Below are 24,082 nucleotides of genomic sequence, written 5' to 3'. Positions count from 1 at the left end.
CTGCCCAGCCATCGGCCGGGCAGCCGGTCTTGCATGATCAGGACTTCGGCGACACCTTCGACAGGCCGTTGATGATGCGGTCCATCGCGTCGCCGCCCGTCGGGTCGGTCAGGTTGGCGAGCATCTTCAGGGTGAACTTCATCAGCAGCGGGTGCGTCAGGCCGCGCTGGGTGGCGACCTTCATGACCTTCGGGTTGCCGATGAGCTTCACGAAGGCGCGGCCCATCGTGTAGTAACCGCCGTAGGTCTCCTTGAGGACCTTCGGGTAGTTGTTCAGCGCCAGTTCGCGTTGGGCGGGGGTCGCGCGGGCGTGTGCCTGGACGATGACGTCCGCGGCGATCTGCCCCGACTCCATGGCGTACGCGATGCCTTCGCCGTTGAACGGGTTGACCATGCCGCCCGCGTCACCGACGAGCAGCAGGCCCTTGGTGTAGTGCGGCTGGCGGTTGAAGGCCATCGGGAGGGCCGCGCCGCGGATCGGCATCGTCATGTTCTCGGGGGTGTAGCCCCAGTCCTCCGGCATCGAGGCGCACCACGCCTTGAGCACCTCGCGCCAGTCCAGCTCCTTGAAGGCGGAGGAGGAGTTGAGGATGCCGAGGCCGACGTTGGACGTGCCGTCGCCCATGCCGAAGATCCAGCCGTAGCCGGGGAGCAGGCGCTCCTGCGGGCCGCGGCGGTCCCACAGTTCCAGCCAGGACTCCAGGTAGTCGTCGTCGTGGCGGGGCGAGGTGAAGTACGTACGCACCGCGACGCCCATGGGGCGGTCCTCGCGGCGGTGCAGGCCCATCGCGAGGGAGAGCCGCGTGGAGTTGCCGTCGGCGGCGACGACGAGCGGGGCGTGGAAGGTGACCTCGGTCTTCTCCTCGCCGAGCTTCGCGTTGACGCCCGTGATGCGGCCGGTGCGCTCGTCGAGGATCGGGGCGCCGACGTTGCAGCGCTCGTACAGCCGCGCGCCCGCCTTCTGCGCCTGCCGGGCCAGTTGCTCGTCGAAGTCGTCGCGCTTACGGACCAGACCGTAGTCCGGGTACGAGGCGAGATCCGGCCAGTCCAGCTGGAGGCGGACGCCACCGCCGATGATGCGCAGGCCCTTGTTGCGGAGCCAGCCGGCCTCTTCGGAGATGTCGATGCCCATGGAGACGAGCTGCTTGGTGGCACGGGGGGTGAGGCCGTCGCCGCAGACCTTCTCGCGGGGGAAGGCCGTCTTCTCCAGGAGGAGCACGTCCAGCCCGGCCTTGGCGAGGTAGTACGCGGTCGTGGAGCCGGCTGGGCCCGCCCCGACGACGATCACATCCGCGCTGTGTTCGGAGAGGGGCTCGGTCACGGTCGGATCTCCCGAGGACTCGGAATCGCGTGCCGCTCGGCACAGGTCCCATGCAGTCTATGGGGGCCCGCCGGTCAACTTCCCGAAGGGCTCCCCGATGCCGATCGTGCCTGGTCCGGCTTCTGCCGGGCAGGAAGTCAGCGGCGTACGCCCCGGTGCAGGGCCACCACTCCGCCGGTGAGGTTGCGCCAGGCGACGTCGGACCAGCCGGCCTTCTGGAGAAGTCCGGCGAGGCCCGCCTGATCGGGCCAGGCGCGGATCGACTCGGCGAGGTAGACGTACGCGTCGGGGTTGGAGGACACCGCGCGGGCGACCGGCGGCAGGGCGCGCATCAGGTACTCGGTGTAGACCGTGCGGAACGGCGCCCACGTCGGCTGCGAGAACTCGCAGATCACCACGCGTCCGCCGGGCTTGGTCACCCGGTACAGCTCGCGCAGCGCCTGTTCCGTCTCCTGGACGTTGCGCAGCCCGAAGGAGATCGTCACCGCGTCGAAGGTCTCGTCGCGGAAGGGCAGCTTCGTCGCGTCGCCCGCGGTGAAGGGCAGCCAGGAGTTGCGCTTCTTGCCCTCCCGCAGCATGCCGATCGAGAAGTCGCACGGCACGACGTACGCGCCGGTCGCGGCGAAGGGCAGCGAGGACGTCGCCGTGCCCGCGGCGAGGTCGAGGATCTTCTCGGCCGGCCGGGCGTGCACGGCCTTGGCGACCTCCTTGCGCCACAGCCGGGCCTGGCCGAGCGAGAGCACATCGTTGGTGAGGTCGTACTTCGCCGCCACGTCGTCGAACATCGAGGCGACTTCGTGCGGCTGCTTTTCCAGGGAGGCTCGGGTCACCGTCCCATTCAAGCAGCCCGGCCCCGGTCGTCTCGCGGCGGCGTGGGGCCGACGGCAAAGTCGTCTTCAACCTTTTGGGCCCGGCGGTACTCAGTACAGGGGTGAGACCACCGAGAACCGGAGAGGGGGGCAGATGTCCGTAATGCACAGTCGGGAGTCCACGGATGACACCAGTGGCACCGGTGACACCGGCTTCGAGGCGTTCGCCCGGGCGAACCAGCGACGTCTGTACCGGACGGCGTATCTGCTCTGCGGCGACGCGGAGACCGCCCGCGATCTGACGCAGACGACGCTGGCGAAGCTGTTCCAGCACTGGCGGCGGGCGAGCGCGGCCGACCATCCCGAAGCCTATGCGCGCACCGTCCTGACCCGGACGTATCTCGCGGAGCGCCGGCGTCGGCTCCGCGACTTCCTCGCCCACACCCGCGTCGATACGCCGTCGGCCGCCGTCGGTCCCGAACTAACCGTGACGCTGATGGCCGCGCTCGCCGAACTGCCTCCCAGGGCGCGGGCGATGGTCGTCCTGCGCTACTGGGAGGACCTGAGCGTCGAGTCGGTCGCCGGGCTGCTGCGGTGCAGCGAGTCCACGGTGAAGAGCCAGTGCTCACGGTCGCTGGCGCGGCTGCGGGAGCAGTTGGGCCAGGCCCATGTCTACACACACGAGAGCTGAGGAGTACGTGATGAGCGAGGACGATTCGCTGGTCAGGGACGCGATGGACCGTACGGCCGCCGGCCTGCCCGCCCTGCCCGACCTGGTGCCGGGCGCCGTCTCCCAGGGGCGGCGGCGCCGGGCGCGGGCGCGGCTGGCGGTCGCGGCGGGCACCTTCGGGGTGGCCACGCTGACGACACTCGGGGCGGTCGCGCTGCCGGGCGGCGGCAATGAGCGTACGAGCGTGGGCGTCGGCGCGTCCGGCGCGGGTTCGCCCGCGCCGGCGCCGTACCGTACGCCCGTCCATGTGGAGCCCACCCCGGGCGAGTCGGAGGACGGCAGCCTGGAGGGTCTGCCTCCCGCCGAGCGCGAGCGGTTCGAGGACTTCCAGCAGCGGGCTGCCACCGCGCTGGACGAGGCGCTGCCTGACGCGGTCGGGACGATCCTGCCGATCGACTCCTCCGTTGCCCAGTACCAGGGGGAGAAGGACGGCAAGGTGTTCAGCGTGAGCTTCACGGTGCGGCCGGACGACGGCGAGGCCGATGGGGAGTGCCGGGACATTCCGTCGAAGAAGATGACCTGCGAGACGGCGGAGCTGGCCGACGGTATCGAGGCCAGGGTCCGGGTCAGTTCCTCCGGCTCCATGGCGACGACCAGCACCTCGATCTCCTTCGCCTACGGGAGCAGTGACGTCCGGCTGGACATCTACCCGGACGAAGAGGCCCAGGCATCCGCCCCGGTGAGTGCCGAGCAGCTCCTGGACGGCGTCCGGGAGAGCGGGCTGCTGGACGTGGTGCGGTACGCGGACGAGCACCCGGTGCTCAAGAAGCAGGTCAGCGTCCAGGGTGGCTGAGCAGCGTGGGCGGGGCCACCGGCGGCAGCTGTCCCGGACGCGTCGAAGACGTCGGCAGAGGGGGCGTGCCTTGCTCGCCGTGCTGACGGTCGTGGCAGCCGTCGTCGTCGCGGTGCTCTTCGTCGACCTGCCGGGGCAGGGCGACGGCACGACGAACGCCGCCCTTCGCGAGCCGCCCGGCCCCGCCCCGTCCCGGACCCCTCCGAAGGCGGTACCGACTCTGCCACCGGCCTCGCCGAAGGCGTCACCGAGTTCGGGGGCGCGGAAGCCCGAGGCCCCGGAGTCCGTGCCCGCTTCGGGTCCTGGCACCTTCACGGTGGCGCGCGCGGGCGCGTCGTCCGGCGGTAACGGCAGCCCCTACCGCGTCGAGGTGGAGGACGGCATCCGCGTCGATCCGGACAGTGCCGCCGAGGAGATCGCCGCGATCCTCGCCGATCCACGCGGCTGGAGCCGTGGAGGGGCCCGTTCCTTCCGCCAGGTGGCGGACGGATCGGCGGGGTTGGTGATCCGCATAGCGACCCCGGCGACCACGGACCGGATCTGCGGCTCGTACGGGCTGAACACCCGCGGCGAGGTCAATTGCCGCGGCGGCGAGAAGGTCATGGTCAACCTGCGGCGGTGGCAGCTCGGTTCACCGATGTTCGACGGCTCGGCCGCCGAGTACCGGGCACTGATCATCAATCACGAGGTCGGCCACTGGCTGGGCCGCGGCCACGAGACCTGCCCGGGGCCCGGCCTCCCGGCCCCCGCGATGATGCAGCAGATCAAGGGGCTGAAGGGGTGTGTGTCCAACGCCTGGCCGTACACCTCGGGCGGGCGGTATCTGGGCGGTCCGCCCACGCCCTGACCGGCAGATCAGGTGGAGCGGAAGACCAGCCGCCCGCCGAGGACCGTCGCGACGCAGCTGCCCGCGCCCACCGCGGTCAGCTCCGTCGCGTCCGTCACCGCGAACACCGCCAGGTCGGCGGGGCCGCCTACGGCCAGAGGTCCGGCGAGCGCGTCCGTCAACTCCCGTACCCCCGCCAGCGGGTCCAGGGACAGGGAGGCGGAACCGGTGCCGTCCCCCGTACGCGGGGCATGGACGCGCAGTCCGGAGCGGCTCACCGCCGTGCGCACGGCGGGGCGCGTGAACGTTCCGGCGACGGCGGTCGTGCCGTGGCGCAGCATCCGTTGCAGTCCGCGGCGGGCACTGGCGCCCCAGCGGGCGTCGTCCATGCCGAGCGCGGTGACCGCGTCCCCGGTCAGCGGTCGGGTGCCGAGGGCGTCCGCCTCGCGGGGGTCGGGGTGGTAGGCCGTCTCCAGCAGGGCCGTGGCCGTGACGTTGACCAGGCCCGGGGTGATCAGTCCTGACCAGCGCCGCACCCGGGCCTGCGGGCGGGCGTCGGTCAGCTCCGCGTGCGGGCCGACAGCGACGACCACGCCGCCGTCCACGGCCACGGCGTCCACCCCTTCCGGGGCGCCGAGTACCGCGTCGGCGGCGTGAATCGTCAGCAAGGCAGCATCCGAAGGCCCTAGTTGGCGCTGAGGAGCTTCAGCTCCGGGTGGGCCGTGCCGCCCTCGATGGCGGTGGACGAGATGTGCGAGACGACGCGCTCGTCGACCGGGTCGTTCGCCGGGTCGTCGTGCACGAGGAGGTGTTCGTACGTCGTGGCGCGCTGGGCCGGGACCCGGTCCGCCTTGCGGATCAGGTCGATGATCTCCAGGCGGTTGGAGCGGTGCTTGGCACCGGCGGAGGAGACGACGTTCTCCTCCAGCATGATCGAGCCGAGGTCGTCCGCCCCGTAGTGCAGGGAGAGCTGGCCGGCCTCCTTGCCGGTGGTCAGCCAGGAGCCCTGGATGTGGGCGACGTTGTCGAGGAAGAGCCGGGCGATGGAGATCATCCGCAGGTACTCGAAGATCGTGGCCTGCGTCTGGCCCTTCAGCTTGTTGTTCTCCGGCTGGTACGTGTACGGGATGAAGGCGCGGAAGCCGCCCGTGCGGTCCTGTACGTCGCGGATCATGCTCAGGTGCTCGATGCGCTCGGCGTTGGTCTCGCCGGTGCCCATCAGCATCGTGGAGGTGGACTCGACGCCGAGGCCGTGCGCGATCTCCATGATCTCAAGCCAGCGCTCGCCGGACTCCTTGAGCGGGGCGATCGCCGTACGCGGCCTGGCGGGCAGCAGTTCGGCGCCCGCGCCCGCGAAGGAGTCGAGACCGGCGGCGTGGATCCGCCGGATGGCCTCCTCCGCCGAGACCTTGGAGATCCGGGCCATGTGCTCGATCTCGGAGGCGCCGAGGGAGTGGATGACCAGCTGCGGGTACGCCTTCTTGATCGCGGAGAAGTGCGTCTCGTAGTACTCGACACCGAAGTCCGGGTGGTGGCCGCCCTGGAACATGATCTGGGTGCCGCCCAGCTCGACGGTCTCCGCGCAGCGGCGCAGGATGTCGTCGAGGTCGCGGGTCCAGCTCTTGTCCGTGTCCTTGGGCGCCGCGTAGAACGCGCAGAACTTGCACGCGGTGACGCAGACGTTGGTGTAGTTGATGTTGCGCTCGATGATGTACGTGGCGATGTGCTCCGTACCCGCGTAACGGCGTCGGCGTACGGCGTCGGCCGCCGATCCGAGCGCGTGCAGCGGGGCCGACCGGTAGAGGTCGAGCGCCTCCTCCGGGGAGATCCGCCCACCCTCGGCGGCGCGGTCGAGGACGGTCTGAAGGTCGGCCTTCTCGGTCACCGGGCTGTCACCTTTCGGTGGTTTTACATCGGATCCACGGACCGATCCAGCCTACGCCAGGCCCTGTCGGCCTCAGCCGCCGGACCGGGTCAGCGTGCCACGCGGCTTCCCCGCCCCTTCCTCGTACGACTGGTAGGTGAGGGTTCCCTCGGGCGTCAGGGTGAAGGTGAGGTCGGCGGCGTCGCTCGTACAGAGGCCCGCGCTGCTCGGCTCGGCCGGGTCGAGGCGCTCACGGATCTTCACCACCCGGGCGGTGGCGGAGGAGAGCTTGCCGATGCTGTTGCAGGTGACGGTGGTGCCGAGAACGGTGAGCGACACCTTCATCCGGGCCACGTCCGTGCCCTTCCGTCCTTGGGTGAACACGGCGGTCAGCGTGCCGTGCGGGGCGCCGCTGCGTTCGGTCAACGGCCCCTTCCACGTGCCGGCGAACGTCTTCGGGAGCGCACCCACCTGGCCACCCGGCGCACCGGACGAGGGTGTGCCGGAGCGTTTGGGCGTGGGCGCCGCCGCGTCGGTGTTCGGCTTCTTCGTGTCGTCGCTGTCCGGGAACAGGCCGGACAGCATCCCGGTGCCCGCGGTGACGGCGGCGAGCGCGCCCGCCACGGCCAGCGCGACGGTGCAGCTCACGCGTCGGCCCCGGCGGGCGCCGGGCCGGGCGTTCACGGTGACGGAGAACCGGGGGTCGGACGCGCGCTGCTCGGGCACCCCGCCGCCACCGGAACCACCGGTCGACGGCGGCACGGTCGGCCGGGGCGGCGTCGAGGCGATCGGCGGCCCGAACACGCCCAGCACCGGATTCCCCAGCGACGCACTGCTGAACGGCACAGGACCCGACTGCGACGCCGGGGCCTCCTGCGGCTCCAGGTCCAGCAGCGCCACGGCCGCGCGGCTGACCTCACGCACCAGGGGGTTGGGCAGCCAGCCCGAGGCCACCATCGCGGCGGCGCCGCCGGGCGCGAGCCGCCGGGCGAGGTCCGCCGGGCCGGGCCGGCCCGCGGGGTCCTTCGTCAGACACGCGGCGACCACGTCACGCAGCTCGCCCTCCAGATCGCCCAGCTCCGGTTCCTCGTGCACCACCTTGTAGAGGAGTACGGCGGATGAGTCGCCGGGGAAGGGCGCGCGACCGGTCGCCGCGTACGCGAGGACCGCGCCGAGCGAGAAGACATCGGCGGCGCCGGAGACGTCCAGGCCGCGGATCTGCTCCGGCGCCATGTAGCCCGGCGAGCCGACCGACACCCCGGTGGAGGTGAGCGAGACGGTGGCGCCGGTCGCGCGGGCGATACCGAAGTCGATCAGCCGGGGGCCGTCGAGGGCGAGCAGCACATTGGACGGCTTCACGTCCCGGTGGATGAGGCCCTCGGCATGGACGGCGGCCAGCGCTTCGGCGAGACCGGCGCCCAGGGTCCGTACGGCGTACTCGGGCAGGGGGCCGTGCGCGGTGACGGCCTGCGAGAGCGGGGGGCCCGCCACATAGCCGGTCGCCACCCACGGCACGGCGGCGTCCGGGTCGGCGTCCAGCACCGGGGCCGTCCACTGCGCGCCGACCCGCCGGGCCGCCTCGACCTCGCGGCGGAACCGGGCGCGGAACTGCTCGTCGAGTGCGAAGTGCGGATGGACGACCTTGACGGCGACGGTACGTCCGCCCGCGCTGCGCCCCAGATAGACCCGGCCCATCCCGCCCGCACCGAGCCTGCCGAGCAGCCGGTAGGCGCCGATGGTGTGCGGTTCGCCGGCTTCCAGCGGCTGCATATGGACTCCCCCTGTGGCCCGTCCCGACCTGCGACCCGAAGCCTAGGGGCATGGGCCACCCGGTCACAGGGAAACGTTCTGCCGATTTCACCCCTATAGGGAACGAACGGCGGTTTTCGCCACCGCGAAAGGCGTGAATGTGCCGTTGATCCGGTCGATACCGGGACGCGAGCGGGACGCCCGCCGGATGCCGTCCCCTATTCATGGCGCGGGGCACACCTGACGGACCCGTATCCCTTTCGCTCCATTCACCGGAAGGGAATGCTCCGGACCGCCCCCGGCGGTAAGGCGATAAACCTCCGGAGAGTCCGGGAATCCCCATTCAGCCGCCGAGCAGTTCCACCTTCACGTCGGCGGGGAAGCCGGTCGTCGGGCCGGTCCGCCGGGCGAACTCCCGCACCCCCTCCAACTGGTCCGGGCCGAAGCGGAAGTCGAGCGTCGTGAAGTACCGCTCCAGCAGCTCCGCGTCGAACGACTCCCAGCGCGCCGCCTGCTCCGCGACCTTGGCGACCTCCTCCAGGGACACGTCCCTTGAGGCCAGGAACGCCTCGTGGACCTTGGCCACATGCAGGGGATGCGCGGCCAGGTAGTCCTTGCGGGCGGCCCAGACGGCGAAGACGAACGGCAGCCCCGTCCACTCCTTCCACATCTGCCCGAGGTCGTGGACCTGGAGGCCGAGCCGGGGTGCGTCGTGCAGGTTGGCGCGCAGCGCCGCGTCGCCGATCAGCACGGCGGCGTCCGCCTCCTGCATCATCAGCCCGAGGTCGGGCGGGCAGGTGTAGTAGTCGGGCTCGACCCCGTACCGCTCGGCGAGCAGCAGCTGAGCGAGGCGTACGGAGGTGCGCGAGGTCGAACCGAGCGCCACCCGGGCCCGGTCGAGCTGTTCGAGCGGCAGCTGCGAAACGATCACGCAGGACATGACCGGCCCGTCGCAGCCGACGGCGATGTCGGGGAAGGCGACCAGGTCATCGGCGTTGCGCAGGAACTCGACCAGCGTGACGGGGCCGATGTCGAGCTCGCCCCTGATCAGTTGCTCGCTGAGTCTCTCCGGGGTGTCCTTCGAGAGCTCCAGGTCGAGCAGGGTCCCCGTCCGTGCCAGTCCCCAGTACAGCGGGAGGCAGTTGAGGAACTGGATGTGGCCGACGCGCGGCCGGCTGCGACGGTCGTCGCCTTCGACGGGAGAGACGGTTGAATTGTCCACATCGCGAGGCTAGACCCGTGCCCGCCGGGCGGCATCAGCGGGGCGTCCCGGCGGCCTCTCGGGGCAGCTCGCCCGCCTCTCCCGGAGTCCTCTCAGGGGGCTCGCCGGGAGCCCGCCGGGTCCGCTAATCAAACATCCGGATCAAGTGATCTTTGCCCCTACCGCTCTCCGCAGAGTGCGTGCTAGGCTCGCCGCAAGTTGCAGTTTGGTTTCCCTTGCAGTACAGAGCCTGCGGAGCATGTAACCCGCAGGCTTTTGTAGTTTTCAGACTTGTTTGCAGGTTCTGGAGCAGGGCAACCCTTTGGCCCAAGGAGGGCTTATGGCTACCGGAACCGTCAAGTGGTTCAACGCTGAAAAGGGCTTCGGCTTCATCGCCCAGGACGGCGGCGGCCCGGATGTCTTCGTTCACTATTCCGCGATCAACGCGTCCGGGTTCCGCTCCCTCGAGGAGAACCAGGTCGTGAACTTCGACGTCACTCAGGGACCCAAGGGTCCGCAGGCTGAGAACGTCACCCCGGCCTAGTTGCCCGGGTCGGTCGATCGCGGCCGGCTAAAGCAGTACCCAAGGAGCCCCGCTCCTCCGCCTCGGCGGGGAACGGGGCTCCTGCCTTTTGCTCCCGGACTCACTCGTACGTGGCTCAGGCGCCCCGTACCGCCATGGCCGCCCTGGCCGTGACGGCGTCCGCCGGGTCCCAGCCCGCCCTCGGCACCGAGGCCAGCAGCAGCCGGGTGTACGGGTCCCGCGGAACGGCCAGCACCGCTTCCGTCGGGCCCTGTTCCACCACGGTGCCGCGGCGCATCACCAGCACCTCGTCCGTGATGTGCTGGACGACCGCCAGATCGTGGCTGACGAAGACCAGGGCGACCCCGGTGTCCCGGCGGATCTCGCCGAGTAGCTGGAGGATCTGCGCCTGGATCGAGACGTCCAGCGCGGCCACCGCCTCGTCGAGGACCAGCACCCTGGGGTCCACCGCCAAGGCCCGCGCGATGGCCAGGCGCTGGCGCTGACCGCCGGACAGACCGTGCGGCAGCGCCCCGGCCTCGCGGGCACCGAGGCCCACCCGGTCGAGCAGCCCGTCGGCCAGGGACTCCTCCCTGCCGTGCAGCCGCAGCGCCGTGGTCAGGCACTGGCGGGCGGTGAGGCGCGGGTCCAGGGAGACGTACGGGTCCTGGAAGACCATCTGGATCTCCCGGGCGCTGGCCAGCCTGGCGGTACGGCCGCGCGGAGTACGCGGGGTGCGGGCGCGCCCCGCGACGGAGACGGTGCCCGCGTCGGGACGTACGAGGCCCACCAGCATCCGGGCGACGGTCGTCTTGCCGGAGCCGGACTCACCGACGATCCCCAGCGAGCCGCCCGCCTCCACGCCGAAGGTGATGCCGTCGGCGGCGGTGAGGTTGCCGCCACCGGGCAGCGCGTACGCCTTGCGCAGACCGTCCACGGCGAGCAGCGGTGCGGACTCGGTCATCGGAGGCTCCCATTCTCTTTACCTGTACCTGTGAGAACGGGCAGGCGGCGGCAGCTCGCCGTGCCTGGGCCGTCCAGCGGCACCGGCTCCGGCCGCCAGTCGGCGCACTCCGGTTCGGCGTCCGGGCAGCGGTCGGCGAACTCGCAGCCGCCGAAGGTGTCCGCCAGCGAGGGCGGGCGGCCCGGGATCGGGCGGATCTCCCGGCCGGTCTCGCCGAGCGTCGGCGAACAGTCGAGCAGTCCCCTTGTGTACGGGTGCCGTGGCCGTTCGAAGAGGGCCGCGGCGGGCTGCTGCTCGACGACCCGGCCCGCGTACATCACGTAGACGCGGTCGCAGTAGGCGGCGGCCAGGTGCAGATCGTGGGTGATGAACAGGAGCCCGAGGCTCCGCTCGGCGCGCAGGGTGCGGAGCAGGGCGAGGATCTCGGCCTGGGTGGTGACGTCCAGGGCGCTGGTCGCCTCGTCGGCGAGGAGCAGCCTGGGTTCGGCGGCCAGCGCGCCCGCGATGACGACGCGCTGGAGCATGCCGCCGGACAGTTCGTGCGGGCGCTGGCGTACCCGGCGTTCCGGGTCGGGGAGGCCGACCGTGCCGAGGAGTTCGACGGCCCGGGTGCGGGCCGCCTTCTTGTCGAGGCCGGTGCCCGCGAGCCGCTCGACCAGGAAGTCGCCGATGCGGCGGACCGGGTTGAGGGCGGCGCGCGGGTCCTGGTGGACCATCGCGACCGTACGCGCCCGGTGCAGGCGCAGTGCCTCGCCGCTCAGGGCAAGGACGTCCGTGCCGTCGACGCGTACCGAGCCGGAGACGGCCGTGCCCGTGGGGAGCGTACGGAGCGCCGCCCTGGCCGTCGTCGACTTGCCGGATCCGGACTCGCCGACCAGGCCCACCACCTCTCCGGCCGCCACCCGCAGGGAGACGTCGGTGAGGACGGGGCGTGCGGTGCCGGGGAGTTCGAGGGTGAGGTTCTCGATGTCGAGGAGCATGCGGCTACCTCCTGCTGTCGAGTCGGTCGGCGGCCCAGACCCCGACGACGTTGAAGGACACCACGACGAGGGCGATGGCGATGCCGGGCACCAGGGCAGGCAGCAGCGCGCCCTGCACGACGGCCGCCTGGCCCTCCTGCACCATCAGGCCCCAGTCGGAGCTGGGCGGCTGGGCGCCGAAGCCCAGATAGGAGAGCGTGGCCAGCGACATCAGGGCCTCGCCGAACAGCACCACCAGGTAGCCGAGGACCGAGCGGCCCAGGTTGGGGACGAGATAGCGGGCGCAGATCCGGGCGCCGCCCATGCCCTGGACTCGGTAGGCGTCGATATAGGGCTTGCGGCGTTCGGCGAGCGCCACGGAGCGGGTGTACTTGGCGACCGTCGGGGTGTAGGCGAGGCCGAGCGCGAGCACGGAGGTGGTGATTCCGGCGCCGAAGACCGCGATGATCAGGACGGTGAACAGCAGCCCGGGGAAGGCGTACATGACGTCGGTGAGCCGGGAGACCAGAGTGTCGGTCCAGCCGCCGCGCCAGGCGGCGAGCGTGCCGAGCGCGACGCCGAGGACGGCTGCGATGGAGAGCAGGAGGATCGGCGCGATCAGGCTGGTGCGGGCTCCGTACAGCACCCGGGAGAGCAGGTCCTGACCGGAGGAGTCGGTGCCGAGCAGGTGCTCGCCTCCCGTGCCGACCAGGGACGCCGAGAGGTCGATGGCGTCGGGGGCGTACGGGGCGATGAACGGCGCCAGGACGGCGGCCAGGACCACCAGGACGAGCACCGCGCCCGCGATCATGACGCTGGGGGACCTGCCCGCACGGGTCTTGAGCCCGGTAGGGGCGAGGGTCAGGGCGCTCATACGGCGGCCTCCTTCACGCGCGGGTCGAGCAGCGGGTGCAGCAGGTCGACGAGCGTGGTCACCACGATGTAGCCGGTGACCATGAGCAGGAGTACGGCCTGCGCGACGGGGAAGTCGTGCGTGTTGATCGCGCCGACGAGCAGCGAGCCGATGCCGCTGATCCCGAAGGCGGTCTCCACGACGACGGTGCCGGCGAGCATGCCCGCCATGACGAGGCCGCACATGGTGACGATCGGCCCCAGCGCGTTGCGCAGGACGTGGCGGACCACGATCTCGCGCTCGGGGATGCCGGAGGCGCGGGCGACCTCCACATGGTCGGCGGCGCCCGCGTCGGCCATCGCCTGCCGGGTCACCCGGCTGATCAGCGCGAGTGCGCCGAGTGCCAGCGACAGGGCGGGCAGCGTCAGATGGTGCAGGGTGCCGGCGAAGCCCTCGCCGCTGCCGGTCACGGGGAACCAGCCGAGCTGGACGCCGAACAGCGCGACCAGCGCGATGGCCGAGACGAACGAGGGCACGGAGGCGGCCAGTGTCGTACCGCCGACGACGGTCGAGTCGATCCAGGTGCCCCGGCGGACGGCGGCGAGGATGCCGGCGCCGACACCGAGGACGACGAAGAGCACGGTCGCGTACGCCACCAGGGCGAGCGTCGTCGGGAAGCGGGCGACCAGCAGATCGGCGACCTCGTCGCTGTACTTGAAGGAGCGGCCGAGGTCGAACTGGAGGCAGTCGCCGAGCCAGCGGCCGTACTGCACGACCAGCGGCTCGTCGAGGTGGTACTGCGCCCGGACCAGCTCCAGCTTTTCCGGGGTGAGTTTGTCGCGGCCCCCGGCCAGGAAGACGGCCGGGTCACCGGGTGCCGCGTACACGGCGGCGAAGATGACGAAGGAGGCGGCGAGGAGCGTGGCCAGCAGTCCGGCCAGCCGCCGGGAGATCCGGGCGAGCATCGTCTGTCAGCCCTTCTTCGCGCCGAGTCCGGCGGCCCACGGGTAGTAGAGGTAGGCCATGGAGGCGGGCGGTCCTGTCAGCTTCTCGTTGATGACGAGGACGGACGGCACCTGGGCGACCGAGATCCACACGGCCGCCTCGGTGAACGTCTTCTGGACGTCGACCGTGAGCTTCGCGCGCTCGGCGTCGTCGAGCGTGGCGAGTGCCTGCTTCACCTTGGCGTCGTACGCCGCGTCCTTGAAGCCGACCCAGTTGTTGGAGGAGTCGGAGAGGGCGTTGTCGTAGAAGCCCATGGGGTCGGCCTTGGAGATGTACCAGTCGGCGACCAGCACGTCGATCTCGCCGCGGATCGCCGGGTCGCTGTAGTACTGCTCGAACTGCGAGGTCGGCACCGTCTTGATCTGCCCCTTGAGGCCGATCCGCTGGAGCGCGGAGCGCACGGCGTTGGCGACGACGGTACGGCCCTGACTGGCGTCCGTACCGATCACGATCGGGGTGGAGGGGTCGGCCCCGGACTCCTTCACCAGCGCCTTGGCGGCGGCGAGATCGTCGGCGGACGGCGAGGCGGGGGCGTACGCGATGTCCTTCTGGGCGGCCTCGAACACGGGCTTCTCGTAACCCCAGGCGCCGGAGCCGACCGGCGTGCCCCAGGGCTGGACCATGCCCCCGTAACCGGAGGCGGCGATTCCCTTGCGGTCCAGTACGAGCGAGAGGGCCCGGCGGACCTTCGCGTCCTTCAGGCCGCCGCGCTCGGTGGGGATGAGGACGAGGGAGGCCGTGGAGGGACCGTAGTGCTGCTCGATGCCCTTCTTGCCGTCGAGGGCGGCGGCGGTGTTGGGCGATTCGGCGTACGCGCCGTCGGCGGCCCCGGTCGTGAGGGCGTTGACGAGTGCGCTGTCGGCGGCCCAGCGGAAGGTGACCTGCTTCGTCAGCGGCTTCGCGCCCCAGTACGCGTCGTAGCGCTGGATGGTGATCGAGTCGCCGGACTTCCAGCTGCTCAGCCGGTACGGACCGGTGCAGGCGTCGGTCTGTCCCGGCGTACCGAAGTCCTCGCCCGCCTTCTCGACCTGCTCCTTGTTCCAGACGATGCCCGCGTCTCCGGCGAGCGCCTTGAAGAACATGGCGTCCGGCGCCTTGAAGGTGATCGTGATCTGCCGGTCGCCGGTCTTCTTCATCGCGGCGATGTTGCCGAACTCGTCGCCCTGTTCCATGTCCGGGTCGGCGTGCCGCTGAAGGCTCCACAGCACGTCGTCGGCGGTCATCGGGGTGCCGTCGTGGAAGGTGACTCCGGAGCGCAGGGTGAGGACGAGGGTCTTGTCGTCCGGTGTCTCGGCCTTCTCGGCGAGGAAGGGCTTCGTCGACATGTCCGGCTGGAGCTGGTAGAGCCGCTCGCAGACGTTGGTGAGGACGACGCGGCCCGCGCTGGAGCCCTGGGTGTCCAGGTCCAGGGAGTCCGGCTCGTCCTCCAGGAGCCAGTTGGCGTTGGCGAGTTCGCCCTTGGCCGCCGGGGTCGTCGGGGTGAGGGCGAGCGCGGCGGCTTCGGCCTTTCCGGCGCCGCCCCCGGTGTTCTGGGTGGCTCCACTGCAGCCCGTGGCCGCGACGACCGTCGCCACGACGAGACCCGCGGCCAGAGCCGTCCTTCTTGCGGAGATGCGGTTCATGACTGTCTTCCCGTCAGTTCTGGCCGTACGGGCCGTCGTAGAGGTTCCAGGGGAGGTGCTGGTACTCGCGGTCGCAGGGGGTTCCGGCGGTCACGTGGTAGTCGCCGGTGGTCAGGTCGGCCAGGGAGGAGACGAGCGTGGCCCAGTGCTTGATGACCGGCGTGCGGGGGTCGGGGTGGGTGCAGAGGGATTCCGGGTGGCCGAGGTGGTCCGACATCGCCTGGCGGATGATCTTGCGGGACTCGTCGGGGCCCGTGGAGGCGCGCAGCGCCCTGAGTCCCTGCTCGGCGCGGGGCACGCGGACCAGTGAGTCGGAGGACATCGGCCGGTAGCCCGCGGCGGCCAGCGGTCCTGGGATGCCGGCCTGGTAGTGGTTGCCGTGCACCAGCAGGCCGTCGGTCGGATACATCCAGCCGTGTCCGGCCGGGGTGGTCTCCAGGTCGATGGCGAAGCCCTCGCGGCAGGTGAGCAGGGCGTTGCTGGCGATGTGGGCCCGGGTGCGGCAGAGCACGTCGAGGGCGTCGGTGATGGTGCTCTGGTCCAGGACACTGCGGCGTACGACGGTCTGGGGCAGCCCGATCGTGTCGTCGAAGCGACCACCGAGGCCGTTGGCGTTGAAGGCGATCCCGGCGGAGTTGGCGCCTTGGCGGCCGATCTGTCCGGCCTCGACCTGCATGATCAGGGTCGGCTTGGGGGGCTGGACGATCCGGATCATGACGACGGTGTCGGCGACGCCGGCCCGCCAGTCCCAGTTCTGTCCGGCGTAGACGTGGCCGTCGCCGCTGGCCTCGCCGTAGGCGGCGAAGGAGGTGCAGCCCTCCGCGGGCTCCTCGTCCTCCCTGCGCCCCTCCTCGTCCATCTGCGCGAAGGACTTGTCGTAGATGACCTCGCCGCGGGCGTTCAGCGCGAGGACGTCGAGCAGGCCGACCCCGGCGCCGTCCGCGATGCCCTGCATCTCCTGGACGAGGTGGGGCGCGTAGTCGCGTACGGGTTCCAGCCAGCGGGCGGCGCGGGCGGCGACCCGGTCCCAGGTCAGCCCTGCGGACTGGCCGAAGGCCTCCTCGTAGTAGCCGAGGGCGGCATGCAGTTGGGGGCGTACGGCTTCGCCGTACTGGCGCCCGCGGTCGAGCGGGCTGCCGGAGATCTCGATGACCGGAAGGACCCGGGCGGGGGCGGGTTCCGTGGGACGGGGTGCCATTCTTCTCCTCGCGACGGAACGCTCCCGCGAGCGGCGTCGGAGGATCACCACGATCCTGTAACGTCGATTTCAGGATGCGTTCCCTTTGGAACGTTCTGCCCAGGACAGTAACGCCGGTCACACGGAAGTCAATGGTTGTAATGGAAATTCCAGAGAACGAGACCGGAGTGACGCGGCTGCGCGCAGCGATTCGCGACCAATGGGAGGAACTGTCCGCATCCGAACGGGCCGTGGCGCAGTACCTGGTCAGCGCCCCCGTCGAGCAGCTGCTCTTCGCCAGCGCCCAGGAGCTCGGCACCGCGAGCTCCACCAGCAACGCCACCGTCGTACGGGCCCTCCAGCGCCTCGGGTACGCCGGTCTGCCCGCCCTCAAGCGCGAGCTGGCCAACGACTTCACCGCGTCCGTCGCCCCCGAAGTACGCCTGAAGCAGCGCATCGCGCACGTCGGCCGGGACCTCGACGCCATCTGGGGCGATGTCTTCGACGAGGCCCGCGAGCGCATCGACCACTGCCGCCGGCTCACCGAGCCGGAGGCACTGAGGCGTTCGGTGACCGTGCTCGCCGAGGCCCACGAGGTGTTCTGCTACGGCATCGCCGCCTCCGAACCGGGCGCCCGCCACCTGGCACTGGCGCTCGGCCGGATCGGCCGCCGGGCCCGCTTCGTCTCCGAGACGGGCTTCGCCCTCGCCGACCAGCTGCTGGCCCTGGGCCAGGGCGACGCCGTGGTGATCTTCCAGCCGGGCCGCCGGCTGGTGGAGCTGACCGTGATGATGGAGCGGGCGCGGGCGGTCGGAGCCAAGGTGATCCTCGTGACGGACGAGCTCGGCGAGGCGTACGCGGACCGCGTCGAGGCGGTCCTGACGGCGCCGCACACCCCGACCGGCATCACGGCGGAGTCACTGACGGGCCTGCTCGTCGCGGACGCGCTGATCCTGGCGCTGGCCACGCTCGACGAGACCCGGGCGGTGGAGTCCTCGCACCAGCTCACGGCGCTGCGGGAACAGCTGCTGGACCCCAAGCGGCGCGGCTGAGCGGTCGTGCTTGACCTTCACACCGTGTGAGCCCGTGCACTGGGAGACATCATGTTCACCATCGGAGACTTCGCCAGGTACGGGCGGGTGTCGGCCCGGATGCTGCGCCATTACGACGCCATCGGGCTGCTGCGCCCCGACCGCACCGACCCCACCACCGGGTACCGCTTCTACGGCGCCGCACAGCTCGCCCGCCTCAACCGCGTCATCGCGCTCAAGGATCTCGGCTTCACGCTCCAGCAGGTGCAGGCGATCCTCGACGAGCAGGTGGGCCCGGAGGAGCTGCGCGGGATGCTGCGGCTGCGGCGGGCGGAGCTGGAGACGGCGATGGCCGCGGCGGCGGCCCGGCTGACGCAGGTCGAGGCGAGGCTCCGGTCGATCGAGAGCGAGGGACACATGTCCGCAGATGATGTCGTCATCAAGCAGGTGCCGGCGGTACGGGTGGCGGAGCTGAGCGGCACGGCCGCGAGCTTCGAGCCCGGGGACATCACCACGGTGATCGGCCCGCTGTACGACCGGCTGTTCCCGCTGCTGGGCACGGTGGGGGTCGCACCGTCCGGCCCCGGTATCGCGTACTACGAGTCAGCCCCGGCCGGTGACGGCGCGATCGTGGTGCACGCCGGGGTGACGGTCTCCGCCCCGGTCGGGCCGCTCGGCGACACCGGGATCACAGTGGTCGAACTGCCCGCGTTCGAGGCGGCGACGATCGTCCACCGGGGCTCCATGGACGGCATCCTGCCGACCGCGCAGACGCTGGGCCGGTGGATCGACGCGAACGGCTACCGGTCGGCGGGGCACGCCCGGGAGGTCAACCTGGAGTGCCCGGACGACCAGGAGAAGTGGGTGACGGAACTCCAGGCGCCCGTGACCAGGGCCTGATGCGGGTGGGCGGGGAGGCGTTCCGCACGGAACGCCCCCTGCCCCTCATGCCCCCGCCCACAGCCCTTCGTCCGTCAGGCCCAGCAGATCGATCGCGTTACGGCGCACGATCCGGTCCACGACATCGGCGTCCAGGTGCCCCATCTGCGCCTCCCCCACCTCGCGGGACTTGGGCCAGGTGGAGTCGGAGTGCGGATAGTCCGTCTCGTACAGGACATTGCCGACGCCGATCGCGTCGAGGTTCTTCAGCCCGAAGGGGTCGTCGAAGAAGCAGCCGTACACATGCTCCGTGAACAGCTCGGACGGCGGCCGGTGCACCTTGTCGGCGACTCCGCCCCAGGCCCGGTTCTCCTCCCAGACCACGTCGGCGCGTTCCAGGATGTACGGGATCCAGCCGATCTGCCCCTCCGCGTACATGATCTTCAGGTTCGGGAAGCGCTCGAACTTGCCGCTCATCAGCCAGTCGACCATCGAGAAGCAGCAGTTGGCGAAGGTGATGGTGGACCCGACGGCGGGCGGGGCGTCGGCCGATGTGGACGGCATCCTCGACGAGGAGCCGATATGCATGGCGATCACCGTCCCGGTCTCGTCGCAGGCCCGCAGGAACGGATCCCACTCGTCCGTATGTATGGACGGCAGCCCGAGATGGGGAGGTATCTCGGAGAACGCGACCGCGCGCACGCCCCTCGCCGCATTGCGCCGGACCTCGTCCGCCGCGAGCCGGGCGTCCCAGAGCGGGACGAGGGTGAGCGGGATGAGCCGGCCCCGCGCGTCGGGGCCGCACCACTCCTCCACCATCCAGTCGTTGTACGCGCGCACGCCGAGCAGCCCGAGTTCACGGTCCTTCGCTTCGGTGAAGGTCTGGCCGCAGAAGCGCGGGAATGTGGGGAAACAGAGTGCGGACTGGACGTGGTTGACGTCCATGTCGGCGAGCCGCTCGGGCACCGAGAACGAGCCGGGCCGCATCTGCTCGTACGTGATGACCTCGAGCTTGATCTCGTCCCTGTCGTAGCCGACGGCGGTGTCCAGCCGGGTGAGCGGCCGGTGCAGATCCTCGTACACCCACCAGTCGCCTATCGGCCCGTCGTCCCCCTTCGCCCCCATTACGGGCGCGAACTTGCCGCCCAGGAAGGTCATTTCCTTGAGCGGTGCCCGGACGATCCGCGGACCGGAGTCCGCGTACTTGGACGGGAGCCGGTCCCGCCAGACATGAGCGGGCTCCACCGTGTGGTCGTCCACCGAGATGATCTTCGGGAAGGTCTCCATGCGTTCCACGGTAGCGCTGATCTGACGAACCGTCAGCTATCTGTACGGGCCCCGGTTCCGAATCCCTGTCGAGAGCTTGTGCAGAGCGTCACCCACTGCTGACGAGACCGCCCATAACAAGGCAGACTGTTGAGCGCGATACCAGCGGTATGGAGCGATCCGGATGCACGACCGCACATCACCACGCACACGGCATTCCGGACGGGCGAGATCGGCAGGACCGGCGGGGCGAGCAGGACAGGGGGCATCAATGGACCGTGACCACGGGCCACGCGTGCGTGTTCCGGAGCAGCGCGCTCCGGAGGAGCGGGCGGCCGGCGCCGGACTGCGCTTCGCCGTACTCGGCCCCGTTCGCGCCTGGCGCGGAGCGGAGGCACTGCCCTCCGGATCGCCCCAGCAGCGGGCCCTGCTGACGGCGCTGCTCCTGCGCGACGGCCGCACGGCCACCGCCGCCGAACTCATCGACGCGTTCTGGGGCGAGGACCCGCCCTCGCAGGCGCTGGCCACGATCCGTACGTACGCCTCCAGGCTCCGCAAGATCCTCGGCCAGGACACCCTGGTCAGCGAGTCCGGCGGGTACGCGATCCGGATCGGCCGCGACGCCCTCGACGTCACGCTCGCCCAGGATCTGGCCGCCGAGGCGGAGAAGGCCCGGGCCGCCGGGGACCGGAACGGGGCCCGCGCCCTGATCAACAAGCTGCTGGGCCTGTGGGACGGCGAGGCCCTCGCCTCCGTGCCCGGCCCGTACGCGGAGAACCAGCGCACCCGCCTGGAGGAGTGGCGCCTCCAGCTGACCGAGACGCGGCTCGACCTGGACCTGGAGGCGGGCTGCCACGCGGAGGCCGTCTCCGAACTGACCGCGCTCACCGCGGCGCATCCGCTGCGCGAACGCCTCCGCGAACTGCTGATGGTCGCGCTCTACCGCAGCGGCCGGCAGGCCGAGGCTCTCGCGGTGTACGCGGACACGCGCCGGCTCCTCGCCGAGGAGCTGGGCGTCGACCCGCGCCCCGAACTGGCCCAGCTCCAGCAGCGGATCCTCCAGGCCGACGAGGAGCTGGCCCACCCGGCCGACGCCCCCTCCCCGGCCCCCGCCCCGATCCGCCCGGCCCAACTTCCCGCCACCGTGCCGGACTTCACGGGCCGGGACTCCTTCGTACGCGAACTGGGCAACCGGCTCGCCACGGCGGAGGGCTCCGTCATGGCCGTGTCCGCGCTGGCCGGCATCGGGGGCGTCGGCAAGACGACCCTCGCCGTCCACGTCGCCCACCAGGCCCGCCCGCACTTCCCGGACGGCCAGCTGTACGTCGACCTCCAGGGCGCGGGAGCCCGAGCCGCCGAGCCCGAAACGGTCCTCGGCGCCTTCCTCCGCGCGCTCGGCACCCCGGACTCCGCGATCCCGGACTCCCTCGACGAGCGGGCGGCACTCTACCGCTCCACCCTCGACGGCCGCCGCATCCTGGTCCTCCTGGACAACGCCCACGACGCGGCCCAGATCCGCCCCCTGCTCCCCGGCACGGCGGGCTGCGCGGCGCTGGTCACGAGCCGGGTCCGCATGGTCGACCTGGCGGGCGCGCACCTGGTGGACCTGGACGTGATGTCCCCCGAGGAAGCGCTGCAGCTCTTCACCCGCATAGTCGGCGAGGAACGCGTCAACTCGGAACGCGAGGCGGCCCTCGACGTGGTCGCCGCGTGCGGCTTCCTCCCCCTGGCCATCCGCATCGCCGCCTCCCGCCTGGCCGCCCGCCGCACCTGGACGGTCTCGGTCCTGGCCGCGAAGCTGGCCGACGAGCGCCGCCGCCTGGACGAACTCCAGGCGGGCGACCTGGCAGTGAAGGCCACCTTCGAACTCGGCTACGGCCAGCTGGAGCCGCCCCAGGCCCGCGCGTTCCGCCTGCTGGGCCTGGCGGACGGCCCGGACATCTCGCTGGCGGCGGCAGCGGCGCTGCTGAACCTGGAGATCCACACGGCGGAGGACGTACTGGAGTCCCTGGTCGACACGTCCCTCCTGGAATCAGCGGCCCCGGGCCGCTACCGCTACCACGACCTGGTCCGCCTCTACGCGCGTGCATGCGCGGAACGGGACGAGCAGCCGCCGGTGGAGCGGGAGTTGGCGCTTTCGCGACTGCTGGACTTCTATCTGGCCACGGCGGCGGGGGTGTATGCGCTGGAGCGGCCGGGGGAACGGGTGCTCGACCACTTCTCCCGCACCGAGCACCCCGGTCTCACCTTCCAGAACCGAGAGACCGCCCTGGACTGGCTTTTCGCGGAATCCAGCGGCCTCCTGGCCTGCGCACGTCAGTCGGCCGGGATCGGCATGTCTCGGCGCGCTTCCGATCTCCTGATGGCCGTGGTGGATCTGGGCGAATCGGGGGCGAACTCACACCAGTTCGCCACCGCGGCAACAGCGGTGAGCGAGGCAGCGCGAGCCGCAGGTGACGCCCAGGCCGAGGGGCGTGCGCGCACGATGCTCACACACGTACACAGCGTCTCGGGACGATTCGCCGATGCCGAGACAGAAGCCAGACGCGCTCTTGAGCTGGGCCGACAGGTCAACGATCCGGTGACCCTCGGGCAGGTCCCGAACCAGCGGGGCATCATCGCCCTGTACCAGAACCGGCACACCGACGCCGAGAGCCACCTCAACGACGCACGGGCCGCCTTCCGTGCCGACGGAAACAAGCCGGGCGAGGCTTCGGCCCTCTGCAACCTCTCACGTGTCCACCTGGCCACCGGGAGAACGGCAAGCGCCGTGGACCTCGCTCAGCAGGGCGTCAGCATCTATGAAGGGGACGCCTCCGGTCTTGCGCTGCGCCTCGCCAACGGCAAGTACGCGCTGGGGCTGGCCCTCACCGGCACCGGTCAGACCGGCCTCGCGCAGGAAGCACTGACCGAGGCCATGGCCATATTCCGCGACAGCCGACAGCAGTTGTGGCACGGGATGACTCTGTTCAGGCTCGCCGAGGTACACCTCGCGGTCCGGCAGCCGGCCCACGCGGCATCACATGCCGAACAGGCGCTGGCCGTATTGCGAGGCATCGGCGGCGAATGGCGCCGCGCCAACGTCCTCACGACACTCGGCCGCGGCCTCGCGGCGATCGGCCAGACCGACCGGGCCCACGTCTGCTGGACCGAGGCCCTTTCGATCTTCGATGACCTGGCGTCTCCGGAGGCCGACTCCGTACGCGAACTGCTGCACCCGGCACGGGTTGCGCGGGCTTCCTGACCCGCGTTCATCAATCGTTTATCGCCCCACGACATTCTCCTCTCATCGATCCGTCGCGTCGGGGGGCAGACGGATTGTCGAGTGGCCTCACCGCTAGGGTGAACGGCCCTGGAAGGCCCGTCCGGCGATCCTCGGGGGAACCGCCGGGCGGGCTTGTCCATCCATAGCCTCAACGTATTCAGGAGTTGAACGTCATGGCCGACAAGAGCGACATCCTCAAGCCGACGGACGCGCACGCCACCGGCGAAGAAATCACCACCCTGGACGCGCACGCCACGAGCGAGCCGCTCAAGCCGACGGACGCGCACGCCACCGGCGGAGAAGCCACCACCCAGGACGCGCACGCCACCAGCGAGCCGGCCAAGTAGACCTAACCCGCACGGGGAGTGGCCGCGATGGCGCGGAGGGGGAGCCATCGCGGCCGCTGCATGTCTGCACACGGTTCACGTATTCACGCCAACGCACCCCGGTCACCACGCAGGACGCTCACGCCACCTGAGCTACCCATGCGCAAGAGGGCCCGAGCCACCCGGCTCGGGCCCCACTTCGCGTCCCCCTACAACCCCCTGACCTGTACCCCGCCCCCGCACAGCTTCCGCATGTCGTCCTCGTCCGAGGTGAACACCACCACCCGCCCCCGCTGGCGCCCCGCGATCACCGCGAGTGCCGCGTCGATGGCGTACTTGTGGCCGTGCAGACCGGTGGACCCGAGCAAGCGAATCGCCTCGTCGGCCACATCCCTGGTCACAGGCTCTACGACGACCCGGGACATGGCCCAGCTCCATTCCGCGTGCCTGATCTTGCTGTGATACGCCTCGATGAGGGTCATGGAACTGGTCACCACCCGAATGCCCGCCTGGTGAGCCTTCGTGAGCACCCCGGTCAGGTTCCGCTCACGCCGCACAGCCCTCGCCAGGGCCTCGCAGTCCAGCACAAAGCAGAGCTCGGTCGTCACGCGGCCGCCGCCCCACCCTGCGCACCGGATTCACGCTCTTCGAACCACCGCTCGATGTCACGCAGCTCCGCCGAGGCCGCGGCCTGCTCCTCCTCCGTGAGCGGCCCGCCCTTCTCCTGCATCCACGCCACCAGCTCCCCCAGCCGGTCATGCTCACGCTGCCGTTCTATGGCGTGCGTGACGTACGCACTGAACGCCCCCGGGCCCACCTCGCTCCGGATCTCCTCCGCGAGCTCCTCCGGCAGCGTGACCGTGTACTTCTTGGTTGCCATACCCATCACCATACCTCTGGGCATGCGCACGCGGCAGCT

23 protein-coding genes are annotated in these 24,082 nt (G+C 70.9%); 8 read left to right on the top strand and 15 right to left on the bottom strand.

What is annotated here, in order from left to right:
• Positions 1-37 precede the first annotated feature (37 nt).
• Positions 38-1,321: a geranylgeranyl reductase family protein gene (locus tag ACWGO0_RS09130; protein WP_453530361.1), complete on the bottom strand. Its 1,284-nt coding sequence runs from the start codon at positions 1,319-1,321 to the stop codon at positions 38-40.
• Between the two features lie 137 nt (positions 1,322-1,458).
• Positions 1,459-2,151, bottom strand: a complete 693-nt coding sequence (locus ACWGO0_RS09125) for a demethylmenaquinone methyltransferase (protein ID WP_328905249.1) — start codon at positions 2,149-2,151, stop codon at positions 1,459-1,461.
• Between the two features lie 142 nt (positions 2,152-2,293).
• On the opposite strand from ACWGO0_RS09125, the gene ACWGO0_RS09120 reads away from it, so the two are divergent.
• The 3 genes from ACWGO0_RS09120 to ACWGO0_RS09110 all read left to right on the top strand — a co-directional run bounded on the left by ACWGO0_RS09120 (position 2,294) and on the right by ACWGO0_RS09110 (position 4,500).
• Positions 2,294-2,821 carry a SigE family RNA polymerase sigma factor gene (locus tag ACWGO0_RS09120; RefSeq protein WP_453530709.1) on the top strand — a complete coding sequence of 176 codons (528 nt, stop codon included), beginning with the start codon at positions 2,294-2,296 and terminating at the stop codon, positions 2,819-2,821.
• Positions 2,822-2,831: 10 nt separating this feature from the next.
• Positions 2,832-3,653: a hypothetical protein gene (locus ACWGO0_RS09115; RefSeq protein WP_453530357.1), complete on the top strand. Its 822-nt coding sequence runs from the start codon at positions 2,832-2,834 to the stop codon at positions 3,651-3,653.
• 79 nt (positions 3,654-3,732) lie between these two features.
• Complete coding sequence (locus tag ACWGO0_RS09110) at positions 3,733-4,500, top strand: DUF3152 domain-containing protein (RefSeq protein ID WP_453530706.1); 768 nt, start codon at positions 3,733-3,735, stop codon at positions 4,498-4,500.
• 8 nt (positions 4,501-4,508) lie between these two features.
• Here ACWGO0_RS09110 and ACWGO0_RS09105 read toward each other — a convergent pair whose 3' ends face one another.
• From ACWGO0_RS09105 to ACWGO0_RS09090, 4 genes are all read right to left on the bottom strand, one after another.
• Positions 4,509-5,147, bottom strand: coding sequence for a hypothetical protein (locus ACWGO0_RS09105; protein ID WP_453530355.1), 639 nt, complete (start codon positions 5,145-5,147; stop codon positions 4,509-4,511).
• Between the two features lie 17 nt (positions 5,148-5,164).
• Positions 5,165-6,364: a cyclic dehypoxanthinyl futalosine synthase gene (mqnC, locus tag ACWGO0_RS09100; RefSeq protein WP_453530352.1), complete on the bottom strand. Its 1,200-nt coding sequence runs from the start codon at positions 6,362-6,364 to the stop codon at positions 5,165-5,167.
• A 72-nt stretch (positions 6,365-6,436) separates the two neighbouring features.
• Entirely contained in the window at positions 6,437-8,113 is a 1,677-nt protein-coding gene (locus tag ACWGO0_RS09095) for a serine/threonine-protein kinase (RefSeq protein ID WP_453530349.1), read from the bottom strand.
• A gap of 322 nt (positions 8,114-8,435) precedes the next feature.
• Positions 8,436-9,314, bottom strand: coding sequence for a menaquinone biosynthetic enzyme MqnA/MqnD family protein (locus tag ACWGO0_RS09090; RefSeq protein WP_453530346.1), 879 nt, complete (start codon positions 9,312-9,314; stop codon positions 8,436-8,438).
• 319 nt (positions 9,315-9,633) lie between these two features.
• On the opposite strand from ACWGO0_RS09090, the gene ACWGO0_RS09085 reads away from it, so the two are divergent.
• Positions 9,634-9,837, top strand: coding sequence for a cold-shock protein (locus tag ACWGO0_RS09085; protein ID WP_003967102.1), 204 nt, complete (start codon positions 9,634-9,636; stop codon positions 9,835-9,837).
• A gap of 115 nt (positions 9,838-9,952) precedes the next feature.
• Here the strand turns inward: ACWGO0_RS09085 and ACWGO0_RS09080 are convergent, their stop codons facing one another.
• From ACWGO0_RS09080 to ACWGO0_RS09055, 6 genes are read right to left on the bottom strand one after another with little or no spacing between them, the layout of a single operon-like run.
• The gene (locus tag ACWGO0_RS09080; RefSeq protein ID WP_453530343.1) at positions 9,953-10,780 is read right to left on the bottom strand and encodes an ABC transporter ATP-binding protein; all 828 of its coding nucleotides are present in this window, start codon (positions 10,778-10,780) and stop codon (positions 9,953-9,955) included.
• The gene (locus ACWGO0_RS09075) at positions 10,777-11,760 is read right to left on the bottom strand and encodes an ABC transporter ATP-binding protein (protein WP_453530340.1); all 984 of its coding nucleotides are present in this window, start codon (positions 11,758-11,760) and stop codon (positions 10,777-10,779) included. The genes ACWGO0_RS09080 and ACWGO0_RS09075 overlap by 4 nt, the downstream gene beginning before the upstream one ends.
• A 4-nt stretch (positions 11,761-11,764) precedes the next feature.
• Positions 11,765-12,613 (bottom strand): ABC transporter permease, encoded by an 849-nt coding sequence (locus tag ACWGO0_RS09070; protein WP_453530337.1) that lies wholly within the window; start codon positions 12,611-12,613, stop codon positions 11,765-11,767.
• On the bottom strand, positions 12,610-13,557 hold the full coding sequence (locus ACWGO0_RS09065) for an ABC transporter permease (protein WP_453530334.1): 948 nt from the start codon (positions 13,555-13,557) through the stop codon (positions 12,610-12,612). Before ACWGO0_RS09065 ends, ACWGO0_RS09070 begins: the two co-directional genes overlap by 4 nt.
• A 6-nt stretch (positions 13,558-13,563) precedes the next feature.
• Complete coding sequence (locus ACWGO0_RS09060) at positions 13,564-15,219, bottom strand: ABC transporter substrate-binding protein (protein ID WP_453530331.1); 1,656 nt, start codon at positions 15,217-15,219, stop codon at positions 13,564-13,566.
• A gap of 13 nt (positions 15,220-15,232) precedes the next feature.
• A complete protein-coding gene (locus ACWGO0_RS09055; RefSeq protein ID WP_453530328.1) occupies positions 15,233-16,417 on the bottom strand; it encodes a C45 family autoproteolytic acyltransferase/hydolase in 1,185 nt (394 codons plus the stop codon).
• Between the two features lie 131 nt (positions 16,418-16,548).
• Here ACWGO0_RS09055 and ACWGO0_RS09050 point away from each other — a divergent pair, with 131 nt between their 5' ends.
• Together ACWGO0_RS09050 and ACWGO0_RS09045 are read left to right on the top strand one after the other, a co-directional pair.
• Positions 16,549-17,448, top strand: coding sequence for a MurR/RpiR family transcriptional regulator (locus ACWGO0_RS09050; protein WP_453530325.1), 900 nt, complete (start codon positions 16,549-16,551; stop codon positions 17,446-17,448).
• A 51-nt stretch (positions 17,449-17,499) separates the two neighbouring features.
• Positions 17,500-18,327: a MerR family transcriptional regulator gene (locus ACWGO0_RS09045; RefSeq protein WP_453530322.1), complete on the top strand. Its 828-nt coding sequence runs from the start codon at positions 17,500-17,502 to the stop codon at positions 18,325-18,327.
• A gap of 45 nt (positions 18,328-18,372) precedes the next feature.
• On the opposite strand, the gene ACWGO0_RS09040 is transcribed toward ACWGO0_RS09045, so the two are convergent.
• On the bottom strand, positions 18,373-19,593 hold the full coding sequence (locus ACWGO0_RS09040; RefSeq protein WP_453530319.1) for an amidohydrolase family protein: 1,221 nt from the start codon (positions 19,591-19,593) through the stop codon (positions 18,373-18,375).
• A 250-nt stretch (positions 19,594-19,843) separates the two neighbouring features.
• On the opposite strand from ACWGO0_RS09040, the gene ACWGO0_RS09035 reads away from it, so the two are divergent.
• Both ACWGO0_RS09035 and ACWGO0_RS09030 read left to right on the top strand, forming a co-directional pair.
• Entirely contained in the window at positions 19,844-22,816 is a 2,973-nt protein-coding gene (locus ACWGO0_RS09035; protein WP_453530316.1) for an AfsR/SARP family transcriptional regulator, read from the top strand.
• A gap of 194 nt (positions 22,817-23,010) precedes the next feature.
• Positions 23,011-23,184 carry a hypothetical protein gene (locus tag ACWGO0_RS09030; protein WP_453530313.1) on the top strand — a complete coding sequence of 58 codons (174 nt, stop codon included), beginning with the start codon at positions 23,011-23,013 and terminating at the stop codon, positions 23,182-23,184.
• Positions 23,185-23,372: 188 nt separating this feature from the next.
• Here ACWGO0_RS09030 and ACWGO0_RS09025 read toward each other — a convergent pair whose 3' ends face one another.
• Both ACWGO0_RS09025 and ACWGO0_RS09020 read right to left on the bottom strand, forming a co-directional pair.
• Positions 23,373-23,771: a PIN domain-containing protein gene (locus ACWGO0_RS09025; protein WP_453530310.1), complete on the bottom strand. Its 399-nt coding sequence runs from the start codon at positions 23,769-23,771 to the stop codon at positions 23,373-23,375.
• Complete coding sequence (locus tag ACWGO0_RS09020) at positions 23,768-24,043, bottom strand: hypothetical protein (protein ID WP_453530307.1); 276 nt, start codon at positions 24,041-24,043, stop codon at positions 23,768-23,770. The genes ACWGO0_RS09025 and ACWGO0_RS09020 overlap by 4 nt, the downstream gene beginning before the upstream one ends.
• Between the last annotated feature and the right edge of the window lie 39 nt (positions 24,044-24,082).

Source organism: Streptomyces sp. NPDC055749, assembly GCF_053617235.1.
Note: the sequence above shows the minus strand (reverse complement) of the source record. Positions and strands in the feature narration are given on the sequence as shown.